The following is a 19,681-nucleotide window of genomic DNA, read 5'->3' as shown; positions in this document are numbered from 1 at the left end:
GCCGGGTTGGAGCGGTGTCAGGCCTTCTCCTGCTCCCGCGCCCGTTCCTGCTCCCGCTCCCGCCCCGGGAGCTCCGCCTCGATGAGGTCGGCCGCCCGCGCGGCCCCGCCCTCCGCCGCCATCTCCCGCCGGGCCCGCTCGCACCGCTCGGCCGTGCGCGGGTCGCCGAGCAGTTCCAGCACCGCCCCGCGCAACGCCTCCGCGTCCGCCGCATCCTTGTCCAGGCGCCGGGCCACCCCCAGCTCCTGAAGCATCCTGGCGTTGGTGAACTGGTCGGCGGCCTGCGGCACCGCAACCATCGGCACTCCGCACGCCAGCCCGTCGTGCGCGCTCGAAGCCCCCGCGTGGGTGATGAACGCGTCGGTCTGTTCCAGCACCCTCAACTGCGGGAACCAGGTGAGCAGTTCGACATTGTCCGGCACCGGGCCGAGCGATTCGGCAGCCACGCTCCTGCCCACCTGGAGCACCACGTGCCACCCCGGCAGATCCCCGAACGCCGCCATGCACTCCCGGTAGAACTCCGGCGCATGGGTGTAGATCGTGCCGAGCGAGATGAGCACCACCCGCTCCGCCCCGGCCGGCCGCTGCCAGTCCCCGTCATGTGAACTCGCCGGGCGGCAGGGCCCGGTGAAGGAGTAGACGGACGGATCCACCAGGTCCGCGTTCGGCTGGAGCGCCCGCGAGATCAGCGCGATGCAGCGCCGGGGCCGCCGCTTGTCCCGCTGCCCGCCGAGCCCCAGCTGGTTGACGGCCAGCCACCGGTCCGCACTGTCCACGCCGCCGACGCCGTTCACGCCGTCCGCGCCCGCCGCCTCGCCGCCGAACCCCTCCCAGGCGACCGCCGTGGGGCTGAGCTGGACGTCCGGCACCTGCCACCGGTCGGCCAGGACCCGTGCCGCATAGGCCACCGGGTCGTACAGGATCAGATCGGGCCGGTCATCCGCATAGGCGCGCTGCAATTGCGGCAGCACCCGCCCGGAATCCGCCAGGAACTGCCGCAGGTGGTCGAGCATTTCCGTCCCCCAGGCGCCGGGTTCGTCACGGGGCGGGAGGGACGATTCGTAAATCCTGGGTTCGGCACCGGTCGCGGCGACGAGTTCGGCGAATTGTTCGGTGATGGAATACGTCACGCGATGGCCCCGGCGGACCAGTTCGCGGATCACCTCGATGTTCGGCTGCACATGGCCGTGGGTTCCCACGCTGAACATCGCTATGTGGGCGGGCCGTCCGGTGGAGAGCGAGGAAGTCATGCGCCGAACAATAGGGATTCCGTACGGCCGCCGCACAGCCGGAAGAAAGGAGAAAGAACCCGGAAATGACGGATGCGTGCCCACCGGAACACCGTGTGATTTCGCACGGGTCCGGGAGCACGCACCACGCCCGGTTCAGATCCCCGCGGCCGCCATCCGGTCGCGCAGGCTCAGCGGACGCATGTCGGTCCACACCTCGTCGATGTGGGCCAGGCACTCCTCGCGGCTGCCCCGCACGCCCTCGGCGTGCCAGCCGTCCGGAAGGGCGCGGTCCGCCCACCAGATCGAGTACTGCTGCTCGTCGTTGACGACCACGGCGTACGCGGCGTCCGTTGCCTCCGCGCCGTCCGTGGCGGTGCTGTCCGTGGCGGTGCTGTCGGTCATGCGTGGGCTCCCGACTCCTCCGCGACGCGCGCCCGGACGGCGTCGACGAGCGCGGAGTGGGTGTCCGCCGTGTGCGCGAGCTCCTCGACGAGTTCGGCGAGCTCACGGAACGTACGCCCGTCGAAGCCCTCCAGCTCTTCGAGCACCTTGATGCCGAGCGCGTTCTCCAGATCGAGCACCACCTGGACCATGGAGAAGGAATCCAGGTCGCGCAGTTCCTCCGGCTCCGGAATGTCGGGCTGTTCCGCACAGATGGTCGCGGCCGTCCGGCGGATGAGCCCGGTGAATTCCTCGATGAATGCAGAGTCGCTGACCGTTTGGGTCTCGTTGTCCGACATTGGTTCTCCGGTCTCCTGATTGGCCGATGCGGTCCGACCGTAACCGCCGCCTCATGGCGGGGGCAACGGAATGGAGACGCCCCGCACGCCCCGGGCAATTCCCTTTCGGGAACGCCGCGAGGGGCCTGCGGGGCGGCGCAAGGAGAAGCGGGGACATCGCGCAGGGAACCCGTCGGCTATGCCGCCCCGTCCGACCGCAGAATGCTCGCCGCCGCGTCGTCGAGCATCGACATCGCCCAGGTCTGCAGGTCCTGTTCGGCGGCCGAGGCGGCCTGGCTCCACCGCACCCGGCGCTCCTGCGGCAGGTTCAGCTGGATGTCCACCCGGGACTCGACCGCGCTGGGCTCCTCGCCCTGGCGCGCCGCCCTGACCCGGGTGCGCAGGAAGCTCTTGGACCAGTTCAGCCGCTCCGCCCGGTCCATCCAGTACTCCTGCTCGTCCTCCGGCAGCCCCGCCAGCTCCGCGTGGTGCTGGAAGCTCAGCGCGGCCCTGCGCCGGCGCGGCGCGTAACGCCGGGCCACCCAGGCGTAGTTGCGCAGCGTCTGGTAGTCGAGCTGGGTCTCCTCCACCGCGCGGCGGTAGCGGTCCGGATAGGTGGAACGGCCGTACGCCAGCCAGTCGCCCAGCCACCAGGAGGTCGAGTCTGCGGCCTGGAAGATCTTGCGGCCGATCTCCTGCCACTCCTCCAGGGGCAGGGCGGGCGGCAACTGGAGGGCGGTGCTCTCCGCGACGGGCTGGTCAGGGCCCTCGGCCGCGGGTAACGCCCGTGCGGCCGGTGCTGCTTCGGTACTCCTCGAAGTGCTGTGCACGTGTCGTGAATCCGACATGCGGTTTCCCCTGTGTATGGAGTGCGGTGTTTCCGGTCTTGCGTCAATGGCCCTGGCGCCGCGTCGGTGGACGGGGCCGGTGGACGGGCCGGTCAAGGAGTGGGTGGTGGCGGGCACCCGGTCAACGGTCCGCCGTTACGGATGATTCCCGTTGTCGAGCCCCCCGGTCCATGCCTTTCGGCGCCCCGCCGTCCCGCCGGCGGGACAGCCGCGGACCGGAACGGGACGCTCCCCCGGCCCCGCCAACTCCGGTTCGGCACACCTCGGTTCACAACCGGGAATCAGTGATCCCGGCCTGCCGGTCCGCCGTGTTAGCTTCCCCGTGATTCGTAATTCGGGGGAGGCGTGAATCGGGACGGGGGTGTGTCATGGAATTCCGAATTCTTGGCAGGGTCGAGGTGCGCCACGAAGGACGGCGCATTCCGCTGTCCGGAGTGAAACAGCGGACCGTACTGGCGGCGCTGCTGCTCGCGCGCGGCGACATGGTTTCCGACCAGAAACTCAGCACGCTGCTCTGGGGCTGGGATCCGCCCGCCACGGTCAACGCCCAGCTCTATTCCCATGTTTCCCGGCTCCGCCGCCTGCTCGGCGACCACGTCTCGATCAGCCGGGTCTCGCCCGGCTACTGCCTCGACGTGGGGGAGGGCACCCTCGACGTCGACGCGTACGAGCGGGTGAACGCGTCGGGCCGCGAAGCCCTCGCCGCGGGTGACGCCGACACCGCGAGCCTGCTGCTGCGCGAGGCCCTCTCCCTCTGGCAGGGCCCGCCGCTCGCCGACGTGACGGAAGAACTCGCCGACGCCGAGGGCCCCCGCCTCACCGAAAGCCGGCTCTCGACATTGGAGAGCCGCATCGACGCCGACCTGGCACGCGGCATGCACCAGCAACTCGTCGCCGAACTCACCGGCCTGGTAAGGGAGTTCCCGCTGCGCGAGCGCATGCGCGGCCAGCTGATGACCGCACTCGCCGGCACCGGCCGCAAGGCCGAGTCGCTGCGCCTCTACCAGCAGGGCCGCAAGATCCTCGTCGAGGAACTCGGCGTCGACCCGGGCGAGGCCCTCAACGCCGTCTACCAGTCCGTGCTCGACGACAGTTTCCGCGCCGCCGAACCCGCGCCCACCGCCCCGGCGCATCCCCAGAGCACCCCCAACACCCCCCTCATGCTGCCCCCGGACATCGCGGACTTCACCGGCATGGAGGAACAACAGGCCCTGATCTACGATGACTTGACCTGGTCCGCCCCCCAGGGAGCGGCCGCCTGGCGGCCCCGGCGCACCGTCATCCTCGGCATGCCCGGCGTCGGCAAGACCGCCCTCGCCGTACGGGTGGCCCACGCCGCCCGCCCGCACTTCCCCGACGGCCAGCTCTACGTACGGCTGAGGGCCCTGGACGGCAGCGTCCGACCGTACGCCGACGTACTCAAGGTGCTGCTGCGCGCGCTCGGCCACACCGAGCGCGAGTTCGCCGACCTCAGCCCCGGCAGGCTGGCCGGTCTGTACCGCGAGTCGATCGCGGGCCGCCGCCTGCTGGTCCTCCTGGACGACGCGGCGGGCGACGCCCAGCTCGCCCCGCTGCTGCCCAACACCCCCCAGTCCGCAGTCCTGGTGACCTCACGGGCGCCCCTGCCCACCCTCGACGGGGCCAGGATCACCGTGCTGGACCCGCTCGGCGACACCGCGTCCATGGAGATGCTCGCGGCCACCGCGGGCCCCTCCCGGATCGCGGGCGCCGAGGAGGCCGCCCGCGCCCTGCTCGGCCACTGCGCCGGACTGCCCCTGGCGATCAGGGTGGTGGGCTCCCGGCTCGCCTGCCGCCCCGACCTGGAACCCGAACTGCTCGCCGAACGCCTCGCGGACGCCTCCCGGCGGCTGGAGGTGCTGCGCTTCGGTGGACTCGACGTCGGCGCCCTGCTGATGTCCGCCCGCCGGGCACTGGGCGGCGAAACGGCCGCCGCACTGGACCGGCTCGCCCTCGTCGACTGCACCGAGATCGACGCGGACAGCGCCGCCGCCGCACTCGTCGTCCCCCGGGCCGAAGCCGAACGGTTGCTGGAATTACTGGTCGACGCCGGAATGCTCCGCATCCGCAAGGGCCGCCGCCGCACCGAACCGGTCTACGCCCTGCACCCCCTGGTCCGGCTCTCCGTCCTGGCCGCCACCGGCATGCCACTGACCTGAGACACCGAATTTCCCACCCCCCACCCACCGAACTCCTGGCAGGGAAAAGGAACATGAAGGTTCTGATCTCCGGCGGCGCCGGCTACATCGGCAGCAGCATCGCCTCGTACTGTCTCGATTCCTCGATCACCCCGGTAATCCTCGACAACCTGGTCACCGGACGGCGCGAATTCACCGAGGGCCGCATCTTCTACCAGGGCGACATCACGGACGGCGCACTCGTCGACCGCATATACCGCGAACACCCCGATATTTCGGCGGTCATCCACTGCGCGGCACTCATCGTCGTCCCCGACTCCGTGAACGACCCGGTCGGCTATTACCGCGCCAATGTCAGCGACACCCTCGCCTTCCTCTCCCACCTCCTGCGCAACGGCTGCGAGCGGCTCGTCTTCAGCTCCTCGGCCTCCGTCTACCGCGCGGGCGACGACTTCACCGTCGACGAGGACTCACCGCTCGACCCGCGCAGCCCCTACGCGCGCTCCAAGGCCATCTGCGAGGACATGCTCCGCGACATCACCGCCGCCACCCCCCTGCGCACCCTGTCCCTGCGCTACTTCAACCCCCTGGGCGCCGACCCGAAGCTGCGCACCGGCACCCAGCGCCCGCGCGCCAGCCAGGTCGTCGGCAAGCTGATCGACGCCCACGAGAGCGGCGAGCCCTTCCGGATCGCGGGCGACGGCTTCCCCACCCGCGACGGCTCCGGCATCCGCGACTACCTCCACGTCTGGGACCTGGCGGCGGCCCACGTCGCGGCCCTGCACCGCTTCGACGACGCACTGGGACCCGAAGGACGCTCGGCCGTCATCAACCTGGGCACCGGCACCGGCACCACCGTCCGCGAACTCCTCGACGCCTTCAACCGGGTCGCCGGCACCCCCGTCGCCGCCGTCGTGGCCGCCCCCCGCCCCGGCGACTCCCCGGGCGCCTTCACCCGTACCGACCGGGCGGCCGAGCTGCTCGGCTGGCGTGCGGAACGCAGCCTCGAAGACGGTCTGCGCGACGCCCTCGCCTGGTCCCGCACCTGGACCGGGCAGCCCGCCAACAGCCCCACCGGCAGCCCGGAAAGCAGCCAGGGAAGCAGCCCGGACAGGCCGGTCGTCAGCCGCCCGACGCCACGATCGTGAAGACCGCCCCCTCCGGGTCCGAGACCACCGCCTGACGCCCGTTGGCCCCCTCGCGCGGCGCCTGCACCACCTGGCCGCCCAGCTCGGTCACCAGCCGGGCCGCCCCGTCGGTGTCCGAGACCTCGAAGTACGTCATCCAGCGGGCGCCCCGGTCACGGGGGAGCGCGTGCCCCACGCCGTGCAGCGAGGCGACCGGCTTCCCGTCGAGCAGCAGGGTGGTGAAGTCGAAGTCGGCGGAGACCACCGCCTCCGCGTCGTAACCGAAGACCGACTGGTAGAACTTGACGATCTCGGACGTCTCCCGGGTCACCAGCTCGTTCCACACCGGAGTGCCCGGCGCCCCTGCACCGGCCGCACCCTGGTGGGCCGCCGCCTGCCAGAGACCGAAGACCGCGCCCGAGGGGTCGGAGACGATCGCCATCCGGCCCGCCTCGCCCGCGTCCAGCGGCCCGACCGCGACCGTGCCGCCGTGACTGAGGACGGCCTGGGCGGTGGCCCCCGCGTCGTCCGTCGCCAGGTACGGCGTCCAGGCGGTGGACAGATGGCGGTCGGGCGGCAGCTGCCCGATCCCGGCCACCTCCGCCCCGTCGAGCAGGGCCCTTACGTACGGGCCGAGTTGTTCCGGCCCGGGACGGAACTCCCAGCCGAACAACGCACCGTAGAACTCCTGGGCGGCGGGCAGCTGATGCACCATCAGGCTCACCCAGCAAGGGGTGCCGGGCATGTGCCGAGCGGCATCCTCGGTCATCGTCGTCTTCTCCTCGGACCATTCGTGGTGGCCGTACAGGATTACGGGGCGTGCACGCCGTTGTGCGGTACGGATTCGTGCCCCGTGCAGATGCTTGCACTCCCCGGCGCGCCGCGCGCCCCGGCCGCGCCGAGCGTCCCGTTTCGACCTCGTTACGAGACGGTCCGCGGTCGGTGGCGACAGGGGCGGGCCGGGCGCTGCGCGAGGATGGCACGCATGGATCCCATCATCTCCGCGAGTGAACTCGCCTGCGAGTCGGCAGGTCCCCGGCCGCCCGTCCTCCTCGACGTCCGCTGGCAGCTCGGCGGCCCGGACCTCCGTCCCGAGTACGAGGCCGGGCACCTGCCCGGCGCGGTCTTCGTCGACCTCGACGCGGAACTCGCAGGTCCGCCGGGTGCGGGCGGCCGGCACCCGCTGCCGGACCCGGCGGCCTTCGGCGCCGTGATGCGCCGCGCCGGAGTCTCGGCGGACACCCCCGTGGTCGTGTACGACGGCGGGCTCGGCTGGGCCGCGGCCCGCGCCTGGTGGCTGCTGCGCTGGACCGGACACGGCGACGTCCGCGTCCTCGACGGCGGCCTCGCCGCCTGGGAGGGCGACCTGACGAGCGACGTACCGTCTCCGAAGGAAGGCGATTTCCGGCCAGTTCCCGGCGGTACGGGACTGCTGGACGCGGACGGGGCCGCCGCACTCGCGCGCGAGGGCCTGCTGCTGGACGCCCGCGCCGCCGAACGCTACCGGGGCGACGTCGAGCCCATCGACCGGGTCGGCGGCCACATCCCCGGCGCCGTATCCGCCCCGACCAGCGAGAACGCCGCCGCCGACGGCCGCTTCAGGTCCGCCCCGGAGCTGGCCGCCCGGTTCGCCGCCCTGGGCGCGGCGGACGCCCCCGCCGTCGGCGTGTACTGCGGCTCCGGCGTCTCCGGCGCCCACCAGGTGCTCGCCCTGGAGATCGCGGGGATCCCGGCAGCGCTGTACGCGGGCTCGTGGTCCCAGTGGTCCTCGGACGAGTCCCGCCCGGTGGCCACCGGACCCGACCCGCAGTAGCCATGGTGACGACGAGGGGCCCGTACGCCAGGCGTACGGGCCCCTCATCACATGTCGCGGGAGCGTCTACTCCTGCTTCTTCCTGCGCGTACCGAAGACGATCTCGTCCCAGCTGGGCACGGCGGCCCGGCGGCCCGGACGCACTCCGTCCGCCTCCGCCTGCCGGTCCGTCGTACCGACCAGCCGGTCCCGGTGACCGGCCACGGCGCGCGGCATCAGTACGTCCGCGTAGGCCGACCCCGCACCGGCCGCCGCGGGCGGCTCCTCGGGCACGGAGTTCTGCTCGTCCACGTCGATCGCCGCAGGGGGCTCCGGCGGTGCGGGCGGAGCAGGACGCTCCGGCACCACCATGTCGCCCCGGAAACTGGGCACCGCCTCCAGCAGGCTGGTCAGCGAATCGCGCTCGCCGCCACCGTCGTCCGCCTCCATCGCGGGCGGCGGCGCGGGCCGCTCGACCGGCCGCTCCAGCTGCCGGTCGAGGGCGCGGTCCAGTGGCCGCTCCAGCGAACGGTCCAGGGCCCGGTCCAGCGGCCGGTCACGCGGCAGCCGCGCGATCCGGGGCACGAACGGGAAGCTGGGCTCCGGCGCCGCGGGGAGGTCGTCGCTCTCGCCGATCAGCGAGCGCGCCTCGTCGTCCACGGCCGCGACCAGCCGGCGCGGCGGGTCGTACGTCCAGCTCGCCGAGTGCGGCTCACCCGCGACCCGGTAGACGAGGAGGACCTCCCAGGTGCCGTCGTCGCGGCGCCAGGAGTCCCAGAGAACGGTCTCCTTGTCGGCGCCGCGCAGCAGCAGCCGCTCCTGCACCGCCTCGCCCAGCTGGGGTCCGGCGTTCTCGCCGGGGCGGCGGACGGGGGTCTTCCGGGCGCGCTCGGCCATGAAGGCGCGCTCGGCGAGCACGGGGCCCTCGAAGCGGCGCACCCGGTCGACCGGGATCCCGGCCATCTGGGCGACCTCTTCGGCCGAGGCTCCTGCTCGTATCCGCGCCTGGATGTCGCGAGGGCGGAGGTGGCTCTCCACCTCGATCTCGATCTGGCCGAGTCTGGCGCGGTCGTTGCGGACGGCGGCACGCAGTCGCTCGTCGATCGGAAGCGTGTACTCCGTGCTGTCCGCAGCCTTCAAAACCAGCCGTGTGCCGTCGTTGCTGACGGCCACGACACGCAGTTCGGGCATGGGGACCTCCCGGGTGGTGCCTGCCGACGTCACGTGCGTCGCTGCTTCCGCTAGTCGAGTGTGGCCTGCCCGGGTGCAGCCTGCCACTACCTTGCCGTGTTGCCCGGCGTGTCGGGCGTTGCGCCCTGGTTCGCCGTTATGGCACGGTGACCTGTTGTCGACGCAAAGTGACCAGTGGTCACCCTGTGTAGCAGGTACCCGTTAATGCCACGGCGCCGCCGGTGCGAGTGCCGTTCGGCCCCCTCCCGAAGGGTCCGGACGCCCATGGGGGAGACCGGATCCAGGGCTCGCCACAGTACTCCATTCGGGCCACATGGGTGGACCGGCGCGCCATCGAAGTTCTCCCCGGGAACGGGAGTTGTCGCGTCTCCGGGGAGTCAACTTCATGAGGCCCCTCCTGCCCCGCCGGGTGGCCCGCGACGCCGCCGGGTGTCCTGATTCACAGAAAGATCAGAAGCGGAACTTTTCGCTCCTCCCAAATGTCTCTTCTGTAGCAAGCGGGAACAGATAGGCAATCAGGGGCTGGAGATGGACAAGAAGCTGGATACCGGTGAAGAAACGACGAAGCGCCGCATCGATCTGAGCGTGGCCCAGGTCGCGGGCAGCGCCGTGGCCGCCGTGATCGCGGCCGTCCTGGCCTCCCAGCTGGGCGTGTACGGAACGGTCATCGGCGCCGGCGTCGTGAGCGTGGTCGCCACCAGCGGCGGAACGATTTTCCAGCACTTCTTCAAGCGCACCGGCGAACAGCTCCGCGAAGTCACGGTCCACGCCAGGCCGAAGGGGAACCAGCCCCACGTCGACAACGAGACGCGGGTGCTGCGGACCGTCGACGTGCCCACCGACCTGGCGGCCGGGCAGCTGCCGGGGGAGGGCGAGTTCACCGAGGCGACCGTGCACGGCAGCCGGATGCGCGGCTGGAAGCGCTCCGCGATCGGCGCCGCGGTGGTGTTCGCGGTGGCGATGGGCGGGATCACCACGTACGAACTGGTCTCGCAGTCGGACCTCAGCGGCGGCCAGGGCACCAGCATCGGCAACTTCGTGCGCGGCGGCGACAAGAAGAAGGACCCGCCCGCCGACGAGCAGCCGGCCGGCACGCCCAGCGGCGACACCTCCGGCAACAGCCGCACCCCCGGCCCCGGCACCGGCAAGCAGAGCCCCGACCCGGGGACCGGCACGGGCGGCGGCAAGCAGACACCGGACCCCGGCCCCACCCGCACCCCCGACCCGGGCAAGTCCGACGGCGGTACGACGGAGGGCGACACGGGCGCCGACCAGGGCGGCGGAACCGGCGACAGCGGCAAGCCCACCCCGCCCCCGACCCCGCAGCCCACACGGGACGGCGGCGCCCAGGGCGGCGACGACGGCAGGACCGCCGAGGGACTCCAGCAGGCCCCGCCGCCGAACGCGGGCACGACTGCCCCGTAACGCCTCGTCACGCACGAGGGGCCCCGCGGCCGCCCAGGACTCCCCGTACCCGGGGAAAGCCCGCCGGACGGCCCGCAGGGCCCCTCGTCGCACGTCCGGGCGGCGAGCGGCCGGTCGCGGGTCCGGCCGGTGCGCGGTCAGTCGCCCAGCACCCTGCGCAGGTAGTCGTTGCCGAACAGCCGGTCCGGGTCGAGCCGGTCGCGCAGCGCCGTGAACTCCCCGAAGCGGGGGTAGGCGGCCGCCAGGTACTCCGCGTCGCGGGTGTGCATCTTGCCCCAGTGCGGACGGCCCCCGTGCGCGGTCATGATGCGCTCGACGGCGGTGAAGTACCCCTGGAACGGCGTGCCCTTGTACATGTGGACCGCGATGTACGTGACGTCCCGGCCCGACGCGGTGGAGAGCGGGATGTCGTCCGCCGGGGCGGTCCGCACCTCCACCGGGAAGCTGATCTTCAGCGGCGAGGCCTCGATCATCGCGCGGACCTCGCGCAGCGCGTCGACGGTGGCCTCGCGCGGGATCGCGTACTCCATCTCCACGAAGCGCACCCGGCGCGGGCTCGTGTAGACCTTGTACGGAATGTCGGTGTAGGTGCGGGCCGACAGGGCGCGGCTGGCCACCTGGGCGATGGCGGGGATGGTGCGCGGCACGGCCCGGCCCAGTGAATTGACCACCTGGAAGAGCCCGTTGGACATCAGCTCGTCCTCGACCCAGCCGGCGATCCTGCCGGGCGGGGCGGCGGGGCCCAGGCTGCGGTTGTTGCGCTTGGTGTTGCAGTTGTCGGTGTGCGGGAACCAGTAGAACTCGAAGTGCTCGTTCTCGGCGACGAGTTCCCGGAAGTCCGTCATGACCCTGCCGAAGGCCATCGGCTCCTCGCGGGCGGTCAGGAAGAAGATCGGCTCCACCGCGAAGGTGATCGCGGTGATGATGCCGAGCGCGCCGAGGCCGATCCGGGCGGCGGCGAAGACCTCCGGGTTCTCCTTCTCCGAGCAGGTGAGGATCCGGCCGTCCGCGGTGATCAGCTCAAGTGCCTTGATCTGCGCGGCGAGCGAGGCCGAGGTGCGGCCGGTGCCGTGCGTGCCGGTGCTGGTGGCGCCGGCCACCGTCTGCTCCATGATGTCGCCCATGTTGGTCAGTGACAGGCCCTCGCGGGCCAGGGCGACGTTGAGGCGCTTGAGCGGAGTGCCCGCCTCCACGGTGACCGTGCCCGCCTCGCGGTCGATCCCGCGGATGCCGGTGAGGAGGTCGGGGCGGATGTGCGTGCCGTCGGTGGCGGCGATGGCGGTGAAGGAGTGGCCGGTGCCGACGGGCTTGAGCTTCAGGCCGTCGGCCGCGGCGGTCCGTACGGTCTCGGCCAGTTCCTCGACGGACGAGGGGCTCACCGCCCGGGCGGGGCGGGCGGTGACGTTGCCGGCCCAGTTATGCCATTTTGGTTGGGTGATGCCCGTTTTCGTGCTGTCGCTCATCGGCGTCGTGCCCTCCCCGAGTCGGTGCCGGCCTGCCCAGCCGGCGGTACCCCAGGAACGCCACCGCGACCGCGACGGCTCCCGACAGGACGGGCACCACGTACGCCGCGTCGGCCCCCATCCCGTCGACCGCCCAGCCTGCGGCGGAGGAGCCGATCGAGATGCCGACGGCGAGCCCGGTGCTGGTCCAGGTCATGCCCTCGGTCAGTTTGGCGCGGGGTACGTGCTGTTCGACGAGAGCCATCGTGGTCACCATCGTCGGTGCGACGGAGAGGCCCGCGACAAAGAGCGCCACGGCCAGAAACGGAAGGTTCCCGGCCAGTTGGAGGGGGATCATACTCACGGCCATCGCACAGACGCCCAGCAGCCACCGCTTCGTGGGCGCCCCCTTGAGGTGCAGCAGTCCGAACACCGCTCCCGCCAGGCAGGAGCCCAGCGCGTACGCCGCCAGCACCAGGCTCGCCATCGCCTTGTGGCCCTGCTCCTCGGCGAAGGCCACGGTCACCACGTCGACCGAGCCGAAGATGGCGCCGGTGGCGACGAAGGTGGCCACCAGCACCTGGAGCCCGCCGGACCTCAGCGCCGAGCTGCCGCCGCCCTCCTGACGCGGGTGCGGGACCGGTTCGGTGGCCTTCTGAGTGGTCAGCCAGAAGACGCCGACGAGCAGGAAGCCGCCCGCGATCAGCGGGCCCGCCTCGGGGAACCAGGCGGTGGACAGACCGATGGAGACGATCGGGCCGAAGATGAAGCACACCTCGTCGGCGATCGACTCCCACGAGTACGCCGTGTGCAGTTCGCGGGGGGATCCCCGGTAGATCGCGGCCCAGCGGGCCCGGACCATCGACCCGACGCTGGGCACCGTGCCCGCGCCCGCCGCGAACACGAAGAGCGTCCAGTCGGGGGCGCCCTGCTGGGCACAGACCAGCAGACCCGCGACGGCGACGGCGGAGACGAGGGTGGCCGGGCGCAGCACCCGGCTCTGCCCGTGCCGGTCGACCAGCCGGGATATCTGGGGGCCGAAGACCGCCGCCGACATCGCGAGGGTCGCGGAGAGCGCGCCCGCCAGCCCGTACCGGCCGGTGAGCTGGGAGATCATGGTGACGATGCCGATGCCCATCATCGACAGGGGCATCCGGCCGAGCAGGCCGGCCGCGGAGAACGCCTTGGTGCCGGGGGCGGCGAATATGGCGCGGTAGGGACTGGACAACTGTGGTTCCGCCGATCAGGCGCGCACATGGGGGTCCGGCGCCAATAACACGTGTAAATGGTTCGTACATGTTACGTGCGGAACCGGCGGGCCGGGAGTGTGATTTCCGCCGGGCCCGGGCGGGGGTGCCGGGGGCCGGTTCGCCGGGGGCGGGTGGCAGGATCGAGTACATGCCTGATCAGCTCGATGCAGTCCCCGACCACGCGCCCGACGCGGCTCCGTACGACGCCCTGCTGCTGCTGTCCTTCGGCGGCCCAGAGGGTCCCGACGACGTGGTTCCGTTCCTGCGGAACGTGACGCACGGCCGGGGCATCCCCGAGGAGCGGCTGAAGGAGGTGGGGCAGCACTACTTCCTGTTCGACGGGATCAGTCCCATCAACGAGCAGAACCGCCGGCTCCTGGACGCCCTGCGCGAGGACTTCGCCGCGCACGGCCTCGGCGGCCTCCCGGTCTACTGGGGCAACCGCAACTGGGCCCCGTACCTGACCGACACCCTGCGGGAGATCACCCGCGACGGCCACCGCCGTATCGCGGTCCTGGCGACCAGCGCGTACGCCTCGTACTCGGGCTGCCGGCAGTACCGGGAGAACCTCGCCGAGTCGATCGCCGCCCTGGAGGCGGAGGGACTGCGTCCGCCGAGGGTCGACAAGCTGAGGCACTACTTCAACCATCCCGGCTTCGTACGCCCGATGGCGGAGGGCGTCCTGAAGTCCCTGGCGCAACTCCCCGAGGCGGTCCGTGCGGGCGCGCACCTCGCCTTCACCACCCACTCCATCCCGACCGCCGCCGCCGACACCTCGGGCCCCGTCGAGAGCCACGGCGAGGGCGGGGCGTACGTCGCCCAGCACCTGGAGGTCGCCCGGCTGATCGCCGACGAGGTGCGCAAGGAGACCGGCGTCGACGACCGCCCCTGGGAGCTGGTCTACCAGTCGCGCTCCGGCGCCCCGCACATCCCGTGGCTGGAGCCGGACATCTGCGACCACCTGGAGTCGCTGCACGGGGCGGGCGCCCCGGCCGTCGTCATGGTCCCGATCGGCTTCGTCTCCGACCACATGGAGGTGCTGTACGACCTGGACACCGAGGCCACCGCCAAGGCCGCCGAGCTGGGGCTGCCGGTCGCCAGGTCGGCGACCGTGGGCGCGGACCCGAGGTTCGCCGCCGCGGTACGGGACCTGCTGGTGGAGCGGGCCGGACGGGAGCGCGGCCGCACCGTGTTCCCCTGCGCGCTGGGCGCACTGGGACCCGGCCACGACGTCTGCCCGGTCGGCTGCTGCCCCTCCCGGACCCCGAAGCCCGCCGCCGCGGGCGCCGACAGCCCGTACGCCTAGGAGAGCAGTGAGCGACGCCCTGGAAGACCTGAAGTCCGAGCTCCTCGCGGTCGCGCTGGAGGCCGCCCGCCGGGCCGGTGAGCTGCTGCGGGACGGGCGGCCCGACGACCTCGGGGTGGCCGCCACCAAGTCCAGCTCCGTCGACGTCGTCACCGAGATGGACATCGCCGCCGAGAAGCTGATCACCGGGCTCCTCGCCGAGCGGCGCCCCGACGACGGCGTCCTGGGCGAGGAGGGCGCCGACACCGAGGGGTCCAGCGGCGTCCGCTGGGTCGTCGACCCGCTCGACGGCACCGTGAACTACCTCTACGGACTGCCCTCCTGGGCGGTCTCCGTCGCCGCCGAGTACCGGGGCGAGACCCTGGTCGGCGTCGTCGAGGCGCCGCTCCGGCGGGAGACGTACCGGGCGGTGCTGGGGCGCGGCGCCTTCTGCGACGGCCCCGAAGGCACCGCACGCAGGCTGGCGGTCCGGCAGCCCGCACCACCGCTGGAGCAGGCACTGATCGGCACCGGCTTCGGCTACCTCGCCGAGCGGCGGGCCCGGCAGGCGGCCATCGCCGGACAGCTCATCCCCGGCTTCCGGGACATCCGGCGCGGCGGCTCAGCGGCCATCGACCTCTGCGACGTGGCCTGCGGCCGGCTGGACGGCTACTACGAGCGGGGCCTCAACCCCTGGGACTACGCGGCGGGCGACCTCATCGCCCGCGAAGCGGGCGCCCTGACGGGCGGCCGCCCGGGCCACCAGCTCTCCACCGACCTGACGATCGCCGCACCCCCCGGCATCTTCGCCCCCCTCCAATCCCTCCTGGAATCCCTGGGCGCCTGGCACGACTGACCCCTCCGGGCCGCCGAATCCACCTGCACGCCCCGCCCCCTTGTACGCCCCCGCTCCCTTGGGCGGCGGGGCCGCCCCGGGGGCGGGACGGGCGGGCAAGGGGGCGGCCCCCGGCGGAGCCGAACCCTTTGGGCCGTGCCACCTCCGCCCCGGTGGGCAGGACGAAGGCCCGCTCCGGCAAGGGGGCGGGCCTTCGGTCGGGCTGGGTGGTCAGGCGGCGGCCACGTCGATCTGTACGCCGTGTTCCGCGGCCAGCCGGTGCAAGTCGTTGAGTTCTTCCTGTTCGACGTCCACAAGGAAGTCGTCGCCTGCCTCACGGGCCCTGGACAGGTCCGACTGGGCATCCTTTATGCGGCTCAGGAGACTGGTGGTGAAAGCGTCCATGTGCGCCCCCTCGTCATGGGTCGGTGGCACGGGGGTGTGCCGAGGGTGTTTCGATCACGCGCACCTTCCCTCTGGGGGACAGAGCGGGCTGTGGCGTGCCACATACAGGGCGTGATCGCGGGTGTTCTGTCGTCCTCCCCATGCCGCACCTCAGGGAAACCTCAACTGCCCCGAGAATCATGGAAGTCCGGCCTCCACAGGGCCGCCCGGGCCGGGCCCGCAGGGCTCCCACAGGCCGTCTTACAGCCGGTTTACGGCTGAAACGGGCAGGATGGTGCACGCAGGAAACCCCTGCGCCGACAACTTCGCACCATCACTGCCCCACGGCAGCCAGAGGAAGGAACCGACGTGCGCGTACTCGTCGTCGAGGACGAGCAGCTGCTCGCCGATGCGGTGGCCACCGGACTGCGCCGGGAGGCCATGGCCGTCGACGTCGTGTACGACGGCGCCGCCGCCCTGGAGCGGATCGGGGTCAACGACTACGACGTGGTCGTCCTGGACCGCGACCTCCCGCTCGTGCACGGCGACGACGTCTGCCGCAAGATCGTCGAGCTGGGCATGCCCACCCGCGTCCTGATGCTGACCGCCTCCGGCGACGTCAGCGACCGCGTGGAGGGCCTGGAGATCGGGGCGGACGACTACCTCCCCAAGCCCTTCGCCTTCACCGAGCTCACCGCCCGGGTGCGCGCACTGGGGCGTCGTACCACCGTCGCGCTCCCTCCCGTACTGGAGCGCTCCGGCATCAAGCTGGACCCCAACCGGCGCGAGGTGTTCCGCGAGGGCCGGGAGATCCAGCTGGCGCCGAAGGAGTTCGCGGTGCTGGAGGTGCTCATGCGCAGCGAGGGCGCCGTGGTCTCCGCCGAGCAGCTCCTGGAGAAGGCCTGGGACGAGAACACCGACCCGTTCACCAACGTCGTACGGGTGACCGTGATGACGCTGCGCCGCAAGCTGGGCGAGCCGCCGGTCATCGTCACGGTGCCCGGCTCCGGCTACCGGATCTGAGGCCGCGGTGAAATCGGCCCCGGCCCCACCGGCCGCACCACCCAAACCCTCCTGGGACCCGCGCCAGAGCGAACCCGCCTTCCCGTGGATCCGCTCGACGATCCGGATACGGCTCACGCTGCTCTACGGCGGCATGTTCCTGATCGCGGGCATCCTGCTGCTGTCGATCATCTACCTGCTGACCGCACAGGCCCTGCGGGACGCCCAGCAGCTCGACTTCAAGGTGGTCGGCCAGCAGGTCCACCTCTCCAGCCTGGCCTGCCCCGACCTGGCCGGCGCCCGGGACAACGAGGAACTCAACGCGGTCCTGCGCTCCTGCCTCAGCGAGACCCGCCAGCAGGCGCTCAACGACCTCCTCAACCGCTCCCTGCTGGCCCTGGTCGGCCTCAGCGTCATCGCCTTCGCCTTCGGGTACGCGATGGCGGGCCGGGTGCTCTCACCGCTCGGCCGGATCACCCGCGCCGCCCGCAGGGTGGCCGGTACGGACCTGTCCCGGCGCATCGAGATGGACGGCCCCGACGACGAGCTGAAGGAGCTCGCCGACACCTTCGACGACATGCTGGACCGGCTGGAGCGCGCCTTCACCGCCCAGCAGCGCTTCGTCGCCAACGCCTCCCACGAGCTGCGCACACCGCTCGCGATCAACCGGACCCTGCTGGAGGTCCACCTCTCGGACCCCGGCGCCCCGGTGGAGCTCCAGCAGCTCGGCAAGACGCTGCTGGCCACCAACGAGCGCAGCGAACAGCTGGTGGAGGGCCTGCTGCTGCTCGCCCGCAGCGACAACCAGATCGTCGAGCGCAAGCCCGTGGACCTGGCCGAGGTCGCCACCCGCGCCCTCGACCAGACCCGGGGCGAGGCACAGGACAAGGGCGTGGAGCTCCGCGGCGAGCAGTCGGCCGCGGTGGTCCAGGGCAACGGCGTCCTGCTGGAACGGATCGCGCTGAACCTCGTTCAGAACGCGGTCCGGTACAACGTGCCGGACACTGGCTGGGTGGAGGTGACCACCAAGGTGGAGCAGGGTCAGGCGGTACTGGTGGTTTCGAACACGGGTCCCGTGGTTCCCGCGTACGAGATCGACAACCTCTTCGAGCCGTTCAGGAGGCTGCGTACCGAGCGAACGGGCAGTGACAAGGGCGTAGGCCTGGGGCTGTCCATCGCACGCAGCGTCGCGAGGGCCCATGGAGGCCGTATCATCGCGGAGCCTCGCGAGGGCGGCGGTCTCGTCATGCGCGTCACGCTGCCGGTGTGAGGTACGGAAAGTACAAAAGGACACCTCGGTGAAGTCGCCGATGTGTTCGCTTTAAGCGGAATTCCGGGGGCGGAAACCCTGGAGTTCCGTGTGTGATCGATCACAAGCCGCACTTTCCGGCCACCTACTCTCCGTGATCATCAACCCACCGCAAAACCGGGAAAAGTCCGGGTTTCCGGGGGGTGGCATCACGGGAAGTACACGGGGTGGCGCTCGGGCAGTGCGACATACGGACCGTGTACGGTCCCGATCGCCATCCAAGACGATCACTCCTCGGAGTGCGTCTGAGGTGTCGATTGAGTAACAGACCTTGATGTGAGGCAAAATCTCCGCCTCAGGTCGGGCACAAGTCCGGCCTCTCACGCGTTACTGCGCTGGAGACACCGCAACCACCCAGAGGGGGAGAGCGACATGGCAACGGATTACGACACCCCACGTAAGACCGATGACGACCTCAACGAGGACAGCATCGAAGAACTCAAGGCACGGCGGAACGACAAGTCCAACACCACCGTCGACGTCGATGAGTTCGAGCAGGCTGAAGGCCTGGAGCTGCCCGGCGCGGACCTTTCCAACGAGGAACTGTCCGTCCGCGTGCTGCCCCGTCAGGCCGACGAGTTCACCTGCATGAGCTGCTTCCTGGTCCACCACCGCAGCCAGCTGGCCCGCGAGAAGAACGGCCAGCCGATCTGCCGCGACTGCGACTAGGACGGGGTCGGCCGTGACTGGCGCGACACCGTTCAGGAAGCGGCCCTTCCGGCGCAAGAAGGCGTCGGAGGCACCACAGGGCGGTACGGGTTCGGCAGACGCCACACAGGCGCCCGACGAGTCCGCCGCCCTCCTGCCGTCCACTTCGCCCACCGGTTCCGAGGATTCCCCCGGAACCCTCGCGAGGCGGGCGGACGGCGAACTGAGTGACGCCGCCGGCGCACATGACGGCGGGCGGGGCCTCGTGGCCCGGCTCGGCGCATCGAAGGGGTCCGTGACCGGGACCCGGCGTCTGGCGGCCCTCAGGCAGGGCGTCCGCAAGAGCACCGAGAGTGCGAAGGCGGGCATCGGTTACCTCGCCGACCGGATCATCGAGAACGCCCCGCGCGTTCCCGTACGGGACCTGGCGACCCTGCGCCGGCAGTTCCCCGGGCTCACCCCCGACCAGCTGGCGGACAAGCTGATCGCGGGTGCCGCCAACGGCACGTCCACCGTGGGCGCGGGCATCGGGGCGGCGGCCATGCTGCCCGTACCGATGGCCATGCCGGCCGAGCTGGCCACCGAGATCACCGGCGTCGCCGCGATCGAGCTCAAGCTCATCGCGGAGCTGCACGAGGTCTACGGGCAGCGCCCGCCGGGCAACCTCAAGCAGCGCACCGTCGCCTACCTCGGCTCCTGGGCCGAGGAGCGCGGCATCGACATCTCCAAGCCGACCACGCTCAACGTGGCCCTCGGCGGGCAGATGAAGCGCGAGCTGCGCCAGCAGATCATGAAGCGCATGGTGCGCAACCTGCCCAACCTGATGCCGTTCATGGTCGGCGCCGCCGTGGGCGCGGTCATGAACCGCCGCGACACCAGGAAACTGGCCGACCGCATCCGCGACGACCTGCGCAGCCGGCAGGTCCCCTGGGACGCACTGCCGGGACTGCCCGAGCTGGACCACGCCAAGGAGCTCAGGGAGCTGGAGGGCCCCACCGGCGACGGCCCCGGAGCGCTCGGCGGCTGACGGCCCGGC

The 19,681-nt window shown here is 71.6% G+C and carries 19 protein-coding genes; 10 read left to right on the top strand and 9 right to left on the bottom strand.

Features of this window, described 5'->3' with window-relative positions:
- Positions 1-17: 17 nt before the first annotated feature.
- The 4 genes from ACZ5PB_RS05590 to ACZ5PB_RS05575 all read right to left on the bottom strand — a co-directional run bounded on the left by ACZ5PB_RS05590 (position 18) and on the right by ACZ5PB_RS05575 (position 2,799).
- On the bottom strand, positions 18-1,250 hold the full coding sequence (locus tag ACZ5PB_RS05590; protein ID WP_468688003.1) for a macrolide family glycosyltransferase: 1,233 nt from the start codon (positions 1,248-1,250) through the stop codon (positions 18-20).
- A gap of 135 nt (positions 1,251-1,385) precedes the next feature.
- Entirely contained in the window at positions 1,386-1,634 is a 249-nt protein-coding gene (locus tag ACZ5PB_RS05585) for an MbtH family protein (protein ID WP_468688001.1), read from the bottom strand.
- Positions 1,631-1,972: a hypothetical protein gene (locus tag ACZ5PB_RS05580; RefSeq protein ID WP_468687999.1), complete on the bottom strand. Its 342-nt coding sequence runs from the start codon at positions 1,970-1,972 to the stop codon at positions 1,631-1,633. Before ACZ5PB_RS05580 ends, ACZ5PB_RS05585 begins: the two co-directional genes overlap by 4 nt.
- 176 nt (positions 1,973-2,148) lie before the next feature.
- Positions 2,149-2,799: an LmbU family transcriptional regulator gene (locus ACZ5PB_RS05575; protein WP_468687997.1), complete on the bottom strand. Its 651-nt coding sequence runs from the start codon at positions 2,797-2,799 to the stop codon at positions 2,149-2,151.
- A 368-nt stretch (positions 2,800-3,167) separates the two neighbouring features.
- Here ACZ5PB_RS05575 and ACZ5PB_RS05570 point away from each other — a divergent pair, with 368 nt between their 5' ends.
- Together ACZ5PB_RS05570 and galE are read left to right on the top strand one after the other, a co-directional pair.
- The gene (locus ACZ5PB_RS05570) at positions 3,168-4,976 is read left to right on the top strand and encodes an AfsR/SARP family transcriptional regulator (protein ID WP_468687995.1); all 1,809 of its coding nucleotides are present in this window, start codon (positions 3,168-3,170) and stop codon (positions 4,974-4,976) included.
- Positions 4,977-5,029: 53 nt separating this feature from the next.
- Entirely contained in the window at positions 5,030-6,103 is a 1,074-nt protein-coding gene (gene galE, locus ACZ5PB_RS05565; RefSeq protein ID WP_468687993.1) for a UDP-glucose 4-epimerase GalE, read from the top strand.
- Here galE and ACZ5PB_RS05560 read toward each other — a convergent pair.
- Complete coding sequence (locus ACZ5PB_RS05560; protein ID WP_468687992.1) at positions 6,078-6,851, bottom strand: VOC family protein; 774 nt, start codon at positions 6,849-6,851, stop codon at positions 6,078-6,080. The two genes, galE and ACZ5PB_RS05560, sit on opposite strands and share 26 nt — an antisense overlap.
- Before the next feature lie 216 nt (positions 6,852-7,067).
- On the opposite strand from ACZ5PB_RS05560, the gene ACZ5PB_RS05555 reads away from it, so the two are divergent.
- Entirely contained in the window at positions 7,068-7,895 is an 828-nt protein-coding gene (locus ACZ5PB_RS05555) for a sulfurtransferase (RefSeq protein ID WP_468687990.1), read from the top strand.
- A gap of 66 nt (positions 7,896-7,961) precedes the next feature.
- Here the strand turns inward: ACZ5PB_RS05555 and sepH are convergent, their stop codons facing one another.
- Positions 7,962-9,065, bottom strand: coding sequence for a septation protein SepH (sepH, locus tag ACZ5PB_RS05550; RefSeq protein ID WP_468687988.1), 1,104 nt, complete (start codon positions 9,063-9,065; stop codon positions 7,962-7,964).
- Between the two features lie 528 nt (positions 9,066-9,593).
- Between sepH and ACZ5PB_RS05545 the strand changes: the two genes are divergently transcribed.
- Positions 9,594-10,490, top strand: coding sequence for a hypothetical protein (locus tag ACZ5PB_RS05545; RefSeq protein ID WP_468687986.1), 897 nt, complete (start codon positions 9,594-9,596; stop codon positions 10,488-10,490).
- A 137-nt stretch (positions 10,491-10,627) separates the two neighbouring features.
- On the opposite strand, the gene ACZ5PB_RS05540 is transcribed toward ACZ5PB_RS05545, so the two are convergent.
- Positions 10,628-11,953, bottom strand: a complete 1,326-nt coding sequence (locus tag ACZ5PB_RS05540; RefSeq protein WP_468687985.1) for a D-arabinono-1,4-lactone oxidase — start codon at positions 11,951-11,953, stop codon at positions 10,628-10,630.
- A complete protein-coding gene (locus ACZ5PB_RS05535) occupies positions 11,907-13,160 on the bottom strand; it encodes an MFS transporter (protein WP_468687983.1) in 1,254 nt (417 codons plus the stop codon). The genes ACZ5PB_RS05540 and ACZ5PB_RS05535 overlap by 47 nt, the downstream gene beginning before the upstream one ends.
- A 170-nt stretch (positions 13,161-13,330) precedes the next feature.
- On the opposite strand from ACZ5PB_RS05535, the gene ACZ5PB_RS05530 reads away from it, so the two are divergent.
- On the top strand, positions 13,331-14,488 hold the full coding sequence (locus ACZ5PB_RS05530) for a ferrochelatase (RefSeq protein ID WP_468687981.1): 1,158 nt from the start codon (positions 13,331-13,333) through the stop codon (positions 14,486-14,488).
- Positions 14,489-14,495: 7 nt separating this feature from the next.
- Positions 14,496-15,323 (top strand): inositol monophosphatase family protein, encoded by an 828-nt coding sequence (locus ACZ5PB_RS05525; protein ID WP_468687979.1) that lies wholly within the window; start codon positions 14,496-14,498, stop codon positions 15,321-15,323.
- 210 nt (positions 15,324-15,533) lie between these two features.
- Here the strand turns inward: ACZ5PB_RS05525 and ACZ5PB_RS05520 are convergent, their stop codons facing one another.
- Positions 15,534-15,707: a hypothetical protein gene (locus ACZ5PB_RS05520; protein ID WP_468687978.1), complete on the bottom strand. Its 174-nt coding sequence runs from the start codon at positions 15,705-15,707 to the stop codon at positions 15,534-15,536.
- A gap of 348 nt (positions 15,708-16,055) precedes the next feature.
- Here ACZ5PB_RS05520 and ACZ5PB_RS05515 point away from each other — a divergent pair, with 348 nt between their 5' ends.
- From ACZ5PB_RS05515 to ACZ5PB_RS05500, 4 genes are all read left to right on the top strand, one after another.
- Positions 16,056-16,709 carry a response regulator transcription factor gene (locus ACZ5PB_RS05515; RefSeq protein ID WP_362424780.1) on the top strand — a complete coding sequence of 218 codons (654 nt, stop codon included), beginning with the start codon at positions 16,056-16,058 and terminating at the stop codon, positions 16,707-16,709.
- 7 nt (positions 16,710-16,716) lie between these two features.
- A complete protein-coding gene (locus ACZ5PB_RS05510) occupies positions 16,717-17,958 on the top strand; it encodes a sensor histidine kinase (RefSeq protein WP_468687977.1) in 1,242 nt (413 codons plus the stop codon).
- A gap of 411 nt (positions 17,959-18,369) precedes the next feature.
- On the top strand, positions 18,370-18,666 hold the full coding sequence (locus tag ACZ5PB_RS05505) for a DUF4193 domain-containing protein (protein WP_185026814.1): 297 nt from the start codon (positions 18,370-18,372) through the stop codon (positions 18,664-18,666).
- A gap of 13 nt (positions 18,667-18,679) precedes the next feature.
- Positions 18,680-19,672 carry a hypothetical protein gene (locus tag ACZ5PB_RS05500; RefSeq protein ID WP_468687976.1) on the top strand — a complete coding sequence of 331 codons (993 nt, stop codon included), beginning with the start codon at positions 18,680-18,682 and terminating at the stop codon, positions 19,670-19,672.
- Positions 19,673-19,681: the final 9 nt, after the last annotated feature.

Source organism: Streptomyces sp. NPDC032721, assembly GCF_055579625.1.
Note: the sequence above shows the minus strand (reverse complement) of the source record. Positions and strands in the feature narration are given on the sequence as shown.

What these genes read in the sequence shown, in the direction of transcription:
- ACZ5PB_RS05520 (WP_468687978.1), bottom strand. Translation starts at nt 15,707, where the DNA reads ATGGACGCTTTCACCACCAGTCTCCTGAGCCGCATAAAGGATGCCCAG.
- ACZ5PB_RS05585 (WP_468688001.1), bottom strand. Translation starts at nt 1,634, where the DNA reads ATGACCGACAGCACCGCCACGGACAGCACCGCCACGGACGGCGCGGAG.
- ACZ5PB_RS05505 (WP_185026814.1), top strand. Translation starts at nt 18,370, where the DNA reads ATGGCAACGGATTACGACACCCCACGTAAGACCGATGACGACCTCAAC.
- ACZ5PB_RS05545 (WP_468687986.1), top strand. Translation starts at nt 9,594, where the DNA reads ATGGACAAGAAGCTGGATACCGGTGAAGAAACGACGAAGCGCCGCATC.
- sepH (WP_468687988.1), bottom strand. Translation starts at nt 9,065, where the DNA reads ATGCCCGAACTGCGTGTCGTGGCCGTCAGCAACGACGGCACACGGCTG.
- ACZ5PB_RS05530 (WP_468687981.1), top strand. Translation starts at nt 13,331, where the DNA reads ATGCCTGATCAGCTCGATGCAGTCCCCGACCACGCGCCCGACGCGGCT.
- ACZ5PB_RS05570 (WP_468687995.1), top strand. Translation starts at nt 3,168, where the DNA reads ATGGAATTCCGAATTCTTGGCAGGGTCGAGGTGCGCCACGAAGGACGG.
- ACZ5PB_RS05590 (WP_468688003.1), bottom strand. Translation starts at nt 1,250, where the DNA reads ATGACTTCCTCGCTCTCCACCGGACGGCCCGCCCACATAGCGATGTTC.
- ACZ5PB_RS05560 (WP_468687992.1), bottom strand. Translation starts at nt 6,851, where the DNA reads ATGACCGAGGATGCCGCTCGGCACATGCCCGGCACCCCTTGCTGGGTG.
- ACZ5PB_RS05540 (WP_468687985.1), bottom strand. Translation starts at nt 11,953, where the DNA reads ATGAGCGACAGCACGAAAACGGGCATCACCCAACCAAAATGGCATAAC.
- ACZ5PB_RS05575 (WP_468687997.1), bottom strand. Translation starts at nt 2,799, where the DNA reads ATGTCGGATTCACGACACGTGCACAGCACTTCGAGGAGTACCGAAGCA.
- ACZ5PB_RS05580 (WP_468687999.1), bottom strand. Translation starts at nt 1,972, where the DNA reads ATGTCGGACAACGAGACCCAAACGGTCAGCGACTCTGCATTCATCGAG.
- galE (WP_468687993.1), top strand. Translation starts at nt 5,030, where the DNA reads ATGAAGGTTCTGATCTCCGGCGGCGCCGGCTACATCGGCAGCAGCATC.
- ACZ5PB_RS05555 (WP_468687990.1), top strand. Translation starts at nt 7,068, where the DNA reads ATGGATCCCATCATCTCCGCGAGTGAACTCGCCTGCGAGTCGGCAGGT.